A 12532-nucleotide genomic window follows, 5' to 3' on the forward strand; every position below is an offset into this window, starting at 1 on the left:
ACCCGGTAAAGGACTTCTGGAACTTTGTTGTTTACCGGGTTTGTCAATTTTTATTGATTAAAACTTTTCTTCCAGTTTTCTACTAATTCTGAGAAGCGGGAGTTTTCAAAAGTCTTATTTCTAATCTTACCTACAGAAAATATACCTTTTTCTTCAGAAATCATTAAAATTTCTTCAGCTTTCTGAGATTCAAATGCGATAATTTCGTGTTCCTGAATATCAGCAAGGTTATTTTTATGTAAAAAAGTAACAAAGTTTTCCATCAAAGGAGAAATGTAAGCTCCTTCAGTCTGCTTGGGTACTTTAATAACATCCCCTTCTAAAAAAAGAAGATTTCCGGCAGTAGTACGTGCTATCCTTTTGTTGGGGTTAAGAAGAATAACGTCATCAAGGTCGTTTTCCTGGGCATAGATCGCTCCGTAGATATTTTCCGGGCAGTGAACTCTGATATTGCTCAGAAGGTTGTTATTAACGTTAATTTCTTTAATCAAATCCAATTCTAAAGGTCTTTGATGAACTGACAGCACATCCGCCATTTCTGAAACTTCGTAAAAATAGGAAACAGAAGATTTTGCCAATGTTACGCCGTCATTATTCCTGAACACCTGGAAATTGATAATTCCGTTCTTTACTCCTTTACCTTCAATAATTTCTTTTTGAAAAAGAGTCTGGAAAAACTCCAGAGTGTACGTTAAAGGAATATTCATTCTCATCTTTCTCATGGAAGCCATCAGGAAAAAATAGCATTCTTCGTCCATGATCAATCCACCATTTCTTACAAAGAAAGAAACTTTCACTGAGTCGCCCCAAAGGAAGGCTCTGTTCTTTACATTTAACTCGTCTGATGTAAAATATTGATTTTCCAATTTTTGATGTGATTTATTTACAAAAAAATAATGAACGATAAATCGTTCATCAGTTTTATCATTTAATATAGCCCGGTATTATGCCGCACCTAGTTTTATTCTCAGGTTTTCGATAAGATTTTCCCAATACATTGCATTTTCCTCTTCATCACCTTCTTCACAGAAGTCTGTAATATTTAAAGCAAGATCTTCTGTAATATCATCAATTGTGATTGTCATTTCAAAGAAATTTTTTGTTCCTTCATCTTCTTCCCATCTGAAACGCACGAAACCTTCAGGCTTATATCTGATCAAAGTGGCCTTCTCAGCAGGTCCTCCACCCCAGCTAAAAAAGAAATCATCGCCTTTCTCTGTTACCTCATCCGCAAACCATTCAGACAATCCCTCTGCAGTCGCCAGATATTCATATAAAATCTCTGATAAACAGTGCATTGGAAATTCGTAATGGACTTTATGTTTCGCCATATAATCTTTGTTTTATCGTCCCGCAATATATAAATTAATTTTTTTATTACGCAAAAAAACAATTACTTTTTTATAGAATCTGTATGATATTTATCACGGGATTTAAATCCCTATTCTATTAATTTTTAATGGCTAAAACTATCATGTAAAGCATAAAAAAATCTCTCCTTTCCGGAGAGATTTTATCTTTAATTTTCGTTCAGGATATCAAGAATAATCTGACATCCTTCTTTGATTTCATCTTTAGATAATGTAAGAGGCGGAGAAATTCTCAGGTATTCATTTCTGTACAGCTGCCAGAAAACAATAAGCCCTTTTTCCATACATTTTTTTGCCACTTCGAGTGTATATTCCGGTGTTCCGAGATTCACGGCAAGCATTAGACCTTTACCATTGATATTTTTAATTTTAGGGTGAACTAAAAGTTCTCTGAACAGTTTTTCTTTTTCTTCCACTTCATTCATCAGCCCACTGTCCAGCACTTCTTTTAAAGTAGCGTAACTTGCGGCTGCAATCAACGGGTTTCCTCCAAAAGTAGTAATATGACCAAGCTTTGGTGAATGTGATAAGCTTTCCATGATTTCTCTGGAACTCATAAAAGCTCCTACAGGAACTCCTCCTCCCATTCCTTTACCCATTACCAGGATATCCGGAACAATTCCAAAGTGTTCAAAAGAAAATAACTTTCCTGTTCTTCCAAATCCGGGTTGGATTTCATCTAAAATCAAAAGCGCTCCCACTTCTTCACATCTTCTCTTCAGTTTGATCAGATAGTCTTTATCAGGAACCAGAAATCCTGCTGCCCCTTGAATGGTCTCAAGGATAACACAAGCTGTTTTCTCTGTGATCTTATCGAGGTCTTTTTCATTGTTAAATTCAATGAAAGAAACCATCGGCAATAAGGGACGAAATTCTCTTTTATGGGTTTCATTTCCTGAAACACTCAAAGCACCATGGGTATTTCCGTGATAAGAGTCTTTAAAGGAAACAATTTCTTCTCTGCCCGTATATCGTTTTGCCAGCTTCAGACTTCCGTCAATGGCCTCGGCACCACTGTTTACAAGGTAGGTAACTTCTAAAGGCTCCGGAGTAGCTTCTGCAAGCAGCCTGCATAAAGCTACTGGCTTTTCCTGGGCATATTCGCCATACACCATTACGTGAAGATATTTATCTGCCTGTTCTTTGATCGCATTTACGATCTTAGGATGTGAATGTCCCAGCGTATTGGCAGAAACTCCTGCTACAAAGTCAAGGTATTTTTTTCCGTCTGTACCGTAAATATAGCTTCCTTCTGCTTTTTCAACTTCAAAACCTGCCGCAAATTTTGTGGTTTGAGCCTGATATATAAAAAAATCTTTATGCATTTCCATTGTCTCCAAAATTTCAGCAAAGCTATAAAAGATTCATTAAAGGCTAAAATTAATCCACAAAAAAAAGACCAGTGAGTACTGGTCTTTTATATTATTTTCTGGTTCTTTTCGGCTTTTTAGCTTCTTCTTTGGCTTTTTCATCATCAATTGCTTTCTGAGCTTTATCGAAGAGTTCGCTATCAGCGGTATATTGTATTTCCTCGTTGTTCGGGCTGTCTACAAGGATATCCTGCCATTTCCGGATCCGGTCTTTCGTATTCCAGTTAAAATCGGGGAACTTCCTTCGTGCAGGTTCTATTTTGCTCATCGGATAGGTGTCTGAATTTGCTCCAATACTGCATGAAATAATCTGCAGAGCTCTTTCTTCAAACAATGCTCCGATAATTCCGCAGGTAGAAAGGGTAATTCCTATTCTTTCCGGTTTTTTGGTTTCCTGATCGGTATCATCTACATAGACAATAGACTGAGCATTTCCAACGACTCTGGCTTCTTTAATATCATTTTTCTCATAGTAAACCGTCATGAATTTTCCTTTTACCTGGTTGAATTCATCTTTTAGATTGAGTGAATCAACTTTACTGATGGCAAAGGCATTTCCGATTACTTTTAATGAGTCTATATCTTCTGTCTTGGTATTAAAGTAAGCTTCTACTTTATCACCTGTAACCTGTTTTTCACCGCTCCACAGAATCGGACTTGTATACATATGCATGATTCCATCTGTTTCATTGAAAGCAATAGAATCTGCTCTTCCCTGTGCATTGGATTTATAAATACGGGCTTTTTTAAAGGCTCTGAGATAGCTTTTCTTTACTTTAATATCCAATGAATCCGGTTTTTGATAAGAGATAATTTTTTCTGCAGCAAAATAAATGGAATCTTTTTCCATCACTTTTACGGCATAAGGGTTTTTCGTCATCATTGCAGAATCTTTTTTCTCAAAAATCTCTCCATACCCTCCTTTTATATATCTTCTTTCTTTTGGATCATCAAGGGTTACATTTCCTGTTGCCTTACCAAATCCGGAAATCTGATTGTAGTACATATCATCACCGGTAAGGATTTTCTCATTATAAAAGATCCTGGAGTTTTTGGTTAGATAAGCCTCCTTGGAATCCATTTTATAGGTTCCTCTTTCAGTATAGATTCTGTTTCGGGGATTGGTTTTGCTGGTAATGGTTGTAGGACCATTAAAATCTGCAATTTTAGTATTCTGATTCTGCTTGATGTTGGGACCATCTATAATATACTGAGGTGTTTCGATCTTTACATTTCCGGTAAGATCAACAACTCTTGTATTGAGGAAGTAAGTTCCCACTTTGGCATAGGTTACATTCTGACCATCAGAAATAGTTCCTCCTGTATTAAAATAAGCCTGGTTAGCCAGTCTGTCGTAATACAGAATATCTGTCTTTATGGTTTGTTTAGGGTCGGTTAAGACCACGTTTTTTCTGGCAACACCTTTTTGGGTATTGGCATCGTATTCCATTTCTCCTGCTGTAATTACTGAGCCATCTGTATTTTGAAGCCTTGTATTACCTATTGCTTTTACAAAGTTTTCTTCATTATACAGGACAACTTCATCTGCGGTAAGAATGGAGCCCTGATGTTCAATCTGAACATGACCGGTAAAATACTGGTTTCCGTCGTACTTTTCAGGGTCTTTCTTGATCTCGTCCGCATGGATGATCTTTACTTTATCTTCAGGTCTCATCTGTTTGGGCTGAGCCGGTGAAGGAGCCTGCAAATAAGGATCTCTCTTCACAGGAGTTTTATCCTGCGCAAAGTTGAGCGTAGAAATAAAGATTAGCAGAAAAAGGATTATTCTCATTAATTAGTCATTCTTAGTGCCATAGAAATATAGCGAATGAGAATCAATTTTTACGCCAAATGCTTCTTCAATGGCTTCTTTGATTCCTTGGATTCTTGGGTCGCAGAATTCAATAATTTCTTCAATCTCTTTATCAGAGTCTTTTTTGTAGATCACCAGGTGGTCATGCTGTTTGTCAAAATAAGACTTCTCATAAGATGAAGAGGTCAATGTCTTTTCTCCGAACTGATGCTTACGGATCAAACCTGCATCAAGGAAAATCTCAATAGTGTTGTAAATCGTTGCTTTGGAAACATGATATTTCTTCTGCATCATCAGAAGATACAGATCATCAACGTTGAAGTGATGATCCATATTATAAATCTCTTCTAATATCGTATATCTTTCAGGTGTGTTTCTGAACCCTTTTTCTAATAAGTAGTTTCTCAAAACATCCTTGATCAAAGCTATATTTTTTTCTTTTTGTACTGTATCCATTAAAAAAATTATCTACAAATTTATTGAATTTTATTTAAATAGATAGTATGGTTCAACGCCAGAAGACTAAGAGTTGTGACGGAAGTACCCCGACTGCTCAATCTTATTATCATAAACCGTAAGTTCTGTAATAGGTGCAGATTCTACTTCAACGTTATGAGAAGATACTCCCCAGGCCTTAAAGTCATCACTTCCGATATACTTCACAAAGTTATAAATGTTAAGAATAATCTTTTGCTTAACAGTTAAAAGGATATCGTTGATATAAGTATTATCTATGATTACATATTTAAGATCCGGCGGTATTTCATGAGATCTTAAAGAAGGGTGGCTGCTTCTTGAAGGAATGGTTCCGTCAGCCATTAAATCTTTAAGAACCATATTGAAATAGTCATTGATTCTTCGGTCTACTTTAAATCCTAAAAGGAAGTTGATTTTATAAACTGTTCCCGGAAGAATTTCATCAACCGTATATTTGAAAGTATATGGATCTTCCTGGTTTACAATACTCAGGATAAAATAATGATCTGCTCTTTTCGGCTGTTTTTTGATGATGGAATAGATAATTTTTGATTCTACTTCATCATTTCTTTTTGCTCTGCTCAGGTAAGCCAAGTTGGTAGCATATTTCGGAATGGTTTCATCCAGTTTCATGTCTTTAAGGATAGACACATATTTTTCTATTTTCACAAACTGGATAAATCTTGTTTTAATCAATCGTCCGTTATACCATGCATACATAGAAAGCCCGATAGAACCAGCTAAAACCACTGTAATCCATCCTCCTTCCATGAATTTGATGATGTTGGCACTGAAGAAACCTAGTTCAATAGCCATATAAACAAACGCAAAGAATAAAATCAATATTTTGCTCACTCTTTGTTTCAATAGCCAGAACACGAGCAGAATTGTTGTCATCAGCATCGTCACTGTAATGGAAAGTCCATAAGCGGCTTCCATTTTTCCGGATTCCCTGAAATGCAGAACGACAATGATACACAGAATAAGAAGTCCCCAGTTGATTCTTGGGATATACATCTGTCCTTTAACTCCGGAAGGGTAATCAATTTTTTGATTGGGCCACAGGTTAAGAGACATTGCTTCTGAGAAGATGGTGAAAGAACCTGTAATCAATGCCTGGCTGGCAATAATTGCAGCAGCTGTTGCCAAAATTACTCCCGGAATGATCATCCATTCTTCCATAATTCCAAAGAACGGGTTTACTACGGAGAATCCAGGTTTGTTGTAATTAGTCAAAAGCCATGCTCCCTGTCCAAGATAGTTTAGAATAAGCATGATTTTTACAAATCCCCAGCTTACTCTGATATTTTTTGCACCGCAGTGTCCTAAGTCTGAATAAAGTGCTTCTGCTCCCGTTGTACAAAGGAAAACAGCTCCTAAAATAACGATAGCACTTGGTGAGTTGACAATAAGCTTGTAAGCATAGTAAGGATTGAAAGATCTTAGGATCTCAAAATTCTCACTTAAATGCATAACTCCCAAACCTCCTAATACCAGGAACCATACAACCATTACAGGGCCAAAAAACTTCCCGATAAAGCTGGTCCCGAATTGCTGTACCACAAAAATTACAATCAGAATTCCAATCGTGATAGGAACAACAGGGGTGTGAGGGTTATAAATTTCAAGACCTTCAATCGCCGACATTACGGTAAGTGATGGCGTAATGACCCCGTCTGCAATAAGAGCGGCGGCTCCTACAATGGCAATGAGATACAGCCATCCTTTCTTAAGGTTTCTTACTAATGAAAACAAAGCCAGAATACCTCCTTCACCTTTATTATCTGCTCTTAGAGCAATGATCACGTATTTTATCGTGGTCTGCAGGGTAAGCGTCCAAATAATACAGGAAAGAGCTCCCTCTATGTATTCATTGAAAGGCATATTGCTACTCCCTGACCTTGCATTCACAATTGCTTTCATTACGTAAAGCGGAGAGGTCCCAATATCTCCAAAAACAATTCCTAGAGACACTAAAACTCCTATAAAGGAAAGTTTCTTTATATCGAAGTGGTAACCATCTTCTGTAACTTCTGCCATATCAGCTTAATTTATTTTAAAGGCGCAAATTTATACTAATTTTATGACGTCAAGAATTTTTCTTCATGAATATAATAAATGAAAAAACTTCCTTTCGGAAGTTTTTCTCTATAACTATTTTACGTACATCGCTTTTTTAATTTCCTCTTTTACTTTTTCAAGTTTAGGGAACCATTCTGCAAATAATGCTGCAGAGTAAGGTGCAGGTGCATCAGGAGTTGTAATTCTCTTGATAGGAGCATCTAAATAGTCGAATGCTTTTTGCTGTACCATATAAGTAATTTCAGAAGATATAGACGCAAATGGCCAAGCCTCTTCCAAAATAACCAATCTGTTTGTTTTCTTCACTGATGCCAGAATAGTATCAAAATCAAGAGGACGAACTGTTCTAAGGTCAATAACTTCTACAGAGATTCCTTCTTTAGCCATATCTTCAGCAGCCTGTAAAGCCAGCTTCATGATTTTACCAAAAGAAACCAAAGTAACGTCTGTACCTTCTCTCTTGATATCTGCTTTTCCTAATGGTAAGTAGTATTCTTCTTCAGGAATTTCCATTTTATCTCCATACATCTGCTCAGATTCCATGAAAATAACCGGATCATTATCCTGAATTGCTGTTTTCAACAACCCTTTCGCATCGTAAGGATTTGAAGGAACCACTACTTTAAGGCCAGGAATGTTGGCAAACCAGTTCTCAAAAGCCTGAGAATGGGTAGCTCCCAATTGTCCTGCAGAAGCTGTAGGTCCACGGAAAACAATCGGACAGTTCCATTGACCACCACTCATCTGGCGGATTTTTGCAGCATTATTGATAATCTGATCAATTCCTACCAATGAGAAATTGAAGGTCATATACTCTACAATTGGTCTGTTACCATTCATCGCAGCACCAACAGCAATTCCCGTAAAACCAAGTTCTGCAATTGGGGTATCGATTACTCTTTTAGGACCAAACTCATCCAGCATTCCTTTTGAAGCTTTATAAGCACCATTGTATTCTGCAACTTCCTCCCCCATTAAAAAGATGGATTCGTCTTTACGCATTTCCTCGCTCATTGCCTGTGCAATTACCTCACGAAAAGTATATTCTGCCATATTTATTCGAAAAATTTAGACTACAAAAATAGTGATTTTTTATTATACACATCATAAAAAGACTCTTCATTTAAGCGAGAAGTCTTTTTATTAATTTTATTTAAAACTGATTTTTCTCCTGTAGACTCAGTTCTTTGTAATTTTTTAGAAGGTACTGAAGAAATTCCTATCTATACAAAAAATGACACCTCATTTCTGAAATGTCATTTAAAATTCTATTTAAACTTAAATTAATTCATTTTTTCCCAAACCTGGGTTCTTCCTAATAGAGATAATCCTAAGTAACCTCTTACGTTCAGCTTATCTCCGCTTCTTGTAATGGTACACTTGTAAGTTTTCCCCGTTTTAGGGTCTGTAATTGTTCCTCCGGTAAACTCATCACCGTCTTTTTTCAATCCTCTGATGATCTCCAATCCTACAATTGGCTTCCCCTTTCTGTCATCTTTACAAAGTGTACAGTTGGGATCAGCTGGTTTTATTAATAACTGAGAAACTTTCCCATAATATTTCCCGTCTGACTTTTTGAATACTTCAACAATAGATTTTGCCTGTTTTGTCTCATCATCTATTGTTTTCCACTTGCCTTCTATCTGTGCAAATGTAAGTACACCACATAGAGAAAGCGCGAACGTTAACAATATTTTTTTCATATTTCTTATAGTTTTAATTTTAATACAATATTCTTATCTACGTATTGTTAAAAATATAAATTAATTTTCAACGAACAAAAACTTTTATTATACAAAGCATAAAGAGATAAAGAAAAGCAGAAAAACCCGTCCCCAGCTAACCGTTTTTAATAAAGCTTCCTGTTAATCACTCTATCCATATAGTCCTGATACCATGCTTTTGCGGTTTTCTTCCCCTGCTCTACTTCAGCATTTTTAGCCTCATTGAGTATATTTTTTTCAAGACTCAGGTCAGATTTATCATACACACCGATAATTTCTTTTCCGTCAAAGCGATAAATGTAATTCCCGATCATAAACTGATCCGTACTTCCATCTGAATTTACAACGATAAAAGGATACTTTTTTTCACTTACCAGACTTCTTCCCCAGCTTCTGATAGGTTTGTTATACCCGATAAGATCAGCCAATGTAGGATATATGTCTGCCTGTTGTGCGATCTCCTGGCTTACACCTTTCAACTGATAAGCAGGATTCGGAGAATAGAAAACCAATGGAACGGCATAACGGTTCATCGCTCTTTCGTACTCCGGATAATACACCTGATTGGTATGATCTCCGGTGAAAACAAAGATGGTATTGTTATACCAAGGCTGCTTTTTAGCCGTTTCAAAATATTGTTTAATGGCATAATCCGTATACTGTATCGGCTCATGGATTTCAATCTTTCCTTTTTTAAATTTACCGTTATATTTTTCAGGAATTTTAAAAGGGTGATGTGATGATGCCGTAAATACGGTAGTCATAAAAGGTTGCTTCTTTCCTACATTCTTAGCAAAATACTGAAGGAAAGGTTCATCCCATATGGCCCACATTCCATCGAAATCTTCATCATGGTTGTATTCTGTTTTTCCGAAATAGTGTTTAAAGCCTAAAATATTTCCAAATCCAAGGAAGCCCATGGAACCATTCGGGGCCCCGTGATAAAAAGAAGTATCATATCCAAGATCATTACAAACAGACACAATAGACTGAATTTTCTGGTTGGAATAAGGTGATCCAGTAAATGCATCCGTAAGACTCGGAATTCCGGCCAATACGCTGCTCATCCCATGAATTGACTGTCTTCCATTCGCAAAAGTATTGGGGAATATCAAACTCTGGCCAGCCAGGCTGTCCATAAACGGAGTGTAAGAAACGTAATCTTTAATATTTTTATCTTTATTGAACGCTCCGGAATATTCTCTTCCAAAAGATTCTACAATGAAAATAACAATATTGGGACGGTTATCCACTTTTCTGTCATATACTTTATAAGGCTGTACATTTTCTTCAATATATTTTTCATCTACGAAATGAACTTCCTTAAAATTATTGGTATTTAAAGTCCTGAAAAAGGAAAATGTACTGTTGAGCACCATATTTCCCTGCAGTGGATTGGTAACAAAACGGGTAGCATCTACCATATTAATAGGCCTTGTACTGTGTTTGAAATCTCCTCTTATTCCTCCTACAACCAATACCGCAGTGATACACAACGTAACAATGGAAGTAATAAAATAAGGAACTAATTTCAAAGGCTTCGCCTCCTCCACTTTTACTCTTTTGTAAAGGAAAACCCACAATCCCATTAAAACAATAAACCAAATCAGCACAAAAGGATGCTCTCCCACAGAGATCATCAGCGTTTGAGAGACGTTGGACTCATGTTCAGCCACCTGAAATACGGCAGAGGTAAGCCTTGCCTGTGCAAATTTATAGTAAATAAAATCCCCGAAATTCATCGCATAAGCGATCCCGTTCGTGATAAAATACAGCCAGAAAAGTATTTTCTGAAAGATTTTTTTTGTATTAATCACCAAAGGCAATAAACTAAGAAGTATAAATAATGCATTGACGTATAAAATAGCAGTGGTATCGAAAGCTGTACCATGGAAGGCCAGCTTTATGTATTCTGAAACAGAGTCAACTTTAATCAGATCTTTATTAAAATACCAGAATAAAAGCCTGGCAATCTGATAAAAAACATAGGCTAAAAAAATCCTGTAAACTAATGCCAGAACTTCCTGTTTTCTAAATCCTTTTAAAAATTTCATGGGGCAAATTTACATCAAAATCACTTTAATGCATTTTTTAGTGCAGATTATTTTGAGTTAGAATTTTTAAAAACTGTAATTTTGTGGTTATGAATTTTATAAAGAATAATCTGGCCAACGCCTTAACCCTGGCTAACTTATTTGCAGGCTGTGTAGGAGCAATACATCTAATTTTAGGAGATTATCAGACTACGGCAATCTGTCTTATTCTCTCTGCTATTTTCGATTTTTTCGACGGCTTTGTAGCCAGAGCTTTAAAATCAAATTCCAATCTGGGACTTCAGCTGGATTCTCTTGCGGATATGGTAAGCTTTGGTGTCATTCCGGGACTTACTATGTATAAAGCTCTTGAACCGTTTGGTGCTGAGCTTCTTGGGATTCACTTTCCGTTTGAAATTAAATATCTCGGATTGATCGTTACGGTGTTTTCCTGCCTGAGACTTGCTATCTTTAACCTTGATGAAGAGCAGCGTTATTATTTCAAAGGATTGAATACGCCAACCAACACTGTTTTATTGTTTGGTCTTTATTATGCTTTTAAAGAAACCGGAACTTTTAGCTTTTTGTTCGATAATGAACTCTTGCTGATCTTGCTGACGCTTCTTACGTCATGGTTTCTGATCAGCCCGATAAAGATGATGGCTATGAAATTCAAATCCAAACAATTAAAAGACAATTATCCTAAAGTTGTATTACTGGTAGGAGGTATTGCTATTCTTGCCCTATTTCAGGTGGTAGGAATTCCGATGCTTGTTATTTATTATATATTGGTGTCTCTTGTTTTTCAGAGACAGTTAAAATAGAAATTAAAGAATTTACATAAGGTTTTATCATCTTATTTTAAGTAAAACACATTTTCAAATTATTAATGATCAACATGAATTTAAAACTCTATAAACCACTTTGTATTTTTGACCTTGAAACAACAGGAACCAACATCGGAAAAGACAGAATTGTTGAAATCTGCATCTTAAAAGTAAATCCTGATGCTTCCAGAGAAAGCAAAACATGGCGTGTCAACCCGGAAATGCTTATTCCTAAAGAAAGCAGTGAGATCCACGGAATTTATGATGAGGATGTAAAAGATGCACCTACCTTCAGAGATATTGCTTCTAAAATTATGGAAATGATTACCGGAAGTGATCTTGGAGGATTTAATTCCAACAGATTTGATGTTCCGCTTTTGGCTGAAGAGCTTTTAAGAGTAGGAATGGATTTTGATCTGAGTAAATTCAGATTGGTAGATGCACAGACTATTTTCCATAAGAAAGAACCTAGAAATTTAGGAGCGGCTTACCAGTTTTACTGCGGTAAAACACTGGAAAACGCCCATTCTGCAGAGGCTGATGTAATGGCAACCTTTGAGGTTCTGGATGCACAAGTAGGAAAATATGATGATATCCCGAATGAAATTGCGCCATTAAGTGAATTTACATTCCATAATAAGAATGCAGATCTTGCCGGATTTATCGGATATAATGAAAAAATGGAAGAAGTTTTCAACTTTGGAAAATATAAAGGCCAGGGTGTGAAAGCAGTGTTTCAAAAAGATTTAGGATATTTCGGATGGCTTCAGAATGCTGACTTTCCGTTGTATACGAAGAAAATTTTCACAAAAATTCAACTCTCAAGCAGATTTTAA

11 protein-coding genes are annotated in these 12532 nt (G+C 36.4%); 2 read left to right on the forward strand and 9 right to left on the reverse strand.

The genetic code is table 11. The features are described 5' to 3' along the window. Positions 1 to 50: 50 nt before the first annotated feature. The 9 genes from DYR29_RS10895 to DYR29_RS10935 all read right to left on the reverse strand — a co-directional run bounded on the left by DYR29_RS10895 (position 51) and on the right by DYR29_RS10935 (position 10890). A complete protein-coding gene (locus tag DYR29_RS10895) occupies positions 51 to 866 on the reverse strand; it encodes an aminotransferase class IV (RefSeq protein WP_213280487.1) in 816 nt (271 codons plus the stop codon). A 78-nt stretch (positions 867 to 944) separates the two neighbouring features. Beyond that, positions 945 to 1331, reverse strand: coding sequence for an START-like domain-containing protein (locus DYR29_RS10900; protein ID WP_034696870.1), 387 nt, complete (start codon positions 1329 to 1331; stop codon positions 945 to 947). Between the two features lie 188 nt (positions 1332 to 1519). Then, positions 1520 to 2695 (reverse strand): aspartate aminotransferase family protein, encoded by a 1176-nt coding sequence (locus tag DYR29_RS10905; protein ID WP_213280612.1) that lies wholly within the window; start codon positions 2693 to 2695, stop codon positions 1520 to 1522. Positions 2696 to 2792: 97 nt separating this feature from the next. After that, positions 2793 to 4532 (reverse strand): OstA-like protein, encoded by a 1740-nt coding sequence (locus DYR29_RS10910; protein ID WP_213280488.1) that lies wholly within the window; start codon positions 4530 to 4532, stop codon positions 2793 to 2795. Positions 4533 to 4535: 3 nt separating this feature from the next. Further along, a complete protein-coding gene (locus DYR29_RS10915; RefSeq protein WP_027374694.1) occupies positions 4536 to 5009 on the reverse strand; it encodes a Fur family transcriptional regulator in 474 nt (157 codons plus the stop codon). Positions 5010 to 5075: 66 nt separating this feature from the next. Continuing rightward, positions 5076 to 7070 carry a KUP/HAK/KT family potassium transporter gene (locus DYR29_RS10920; RefSeq protein ID WP_213280489.1) on the reverse strand — a complete coding sequence of 665 codons (1995 nt, stop codon included), beginning with the start codon at positions 7068 to 7070 and terminating at the stop codon, positions 5076 to 5078. Positions 7071 to 7184: 114 nt separating this feature from the next. Beyond that, on the reverse strand, positions 7185 to 8165 hold the full coding sequence (locus DYR29_RS10925) for a pyruvate dehydrogenase complex E1 component subunit beta (protein ID WP_047378880.1): 981 nt from the start codon (positions 8163 to 8165) through the stop codon (positions 7185 to 7187). Positions 8166 to 8395: 230 nt separating this feature from the next. After that, on the reverse strand, positions 8396 to 8815 hold the full coding sequence (locus DYR29_RS10930) for a DUF2147 domain-containing protein (RefSeq protein WP_213280490.1): 420 nt from the start codon (positions 8813 to 8815) through the stop codon (positions 8396 to 8398). A gap of 146 nt (positions 8816 to 8961) precedes the next feature. After that, a complete protein-coding gene (locus DYR29_RS10935; protein ID WP_213280491.1) occupies positions 8962 to 10890 on the reverse strand; it encodes an LTA synthase family protein in 1929 nt (642 codons plus the stop codon). Positions 10891 to 10979: 89 nt separating this feature from the next. Here DYR29_RS10935 and DYR29_RS10940 point away from each other — a divergent pair, with 89 nt between their 5' ends. Together DYR29_RS10940 and DYR29_RS10945 are read left to right on the forward strand one after the other, a co-directional pair. After that, the gene (locus DYR29_RS10940) at positions 10980 to 11693 is read left to right on the forward strand and encodes a CDP-alcohol phosphatidyltransferase family protein (protein WP_213280492.1); all 714 of its coding nucleotides are present in this window, start codon (positions 10980 to 10982) and stop codon (positions 11691 to 11693) included. Positions 11694 to 11767: 74 nt separating this feature from the next. Next, on the forward strand, positions 11768 to 12532 hold the full coding sequence (locus DYR29_RS10945; RefSeq protein ID WP_213280493.1) for a 3'-5' exonuclease: 765 nt from the start codon (positions 11768 to 11770) through the stop codon (positions 12530 to 12532).

Origin of the sequence: Chryseobacterium indologenes (assembly GCF_018362995.1) — a bacterium.
Taxonomy (GTDB): Bacteria; Bacteroidota; Bacteroidia; order Flavobacteriales; family Weeksellaceae; genus Chryseobacterium; species Chryseobacterium indologenes_G.

Bases quoted from the DNA above. Each gene is read 5' to 3' on its own strand.
- DYR29_RS10900 (WP_034696870.1), bottom strand. From the start codon at position 1,331: ATGGCGAAACATAAAGTCCATTACGAATTTCCAATGCACTGTTTATCA.
- DYR29_RS10905 (WP_213280612.1), bottom strand. From the start codon at position 2,695: ATGCATAAAGATTTTTTTATATATCAGGCTCAAACCACAAAATTTGCG.
- DYR29_RS10910 (WP_213280488.1), bottom strand. From the start codon at position 4,532: ATGAGAATAATCCTTTTTCTGCTAATCTTTATTTCTACGCTCAACTTT.
- DYR29_RS10915 (WP_027374694.1), bottom strand. From the start codon at position 5,009: ATGGATACAGTACAAAAAGAAAAAAATATAGCTTTGATCAAGGATGTT.
- DYR29_RS10920 (WP_213280489.1), bottom strand. From the start codon at position 7,070: ATGGCAGAAGTTACAGAAGATGGTTACCACTTCGATATAAAGAAACTT.
- DYR29_RS10925 (WP_047378880.1), bottom strand. From the start codon at position 8,165: ATGGCAGAATATACTTTTCGTGAGGTAATTGCACAGGCAATGAGCGAG.
- DYR29_RS10930 (WP_213280490.1), bottom strand. From the start codon at position 8,815: ATGAAAAAAATATTGTTAACGTTCGCGCTTTCTCTATGTGGTGTACTT.
- DYR29_RS10935 (WP_213280491.1), bottom strand. From the start codon at position 10,890: ATGAAATTTTTAAAAGGATTTAGAAAACAGGAAGTTCTGGCATTAGTT.
- DYR29_RS10940 (WP_213280492.1), top strand. From the start codon at position 10,980: ATGAATTTTATAAAGAATAATCTGGCCAACGCCTTAACCCTGGCTAAC.
- DYR29_RS10945 (WP_213280493.1), top strand. From the start codon at position 11,768: ATGAATTTAAAACTCTATAAACCACTTTGTATTTTTGACCTTGAAACA.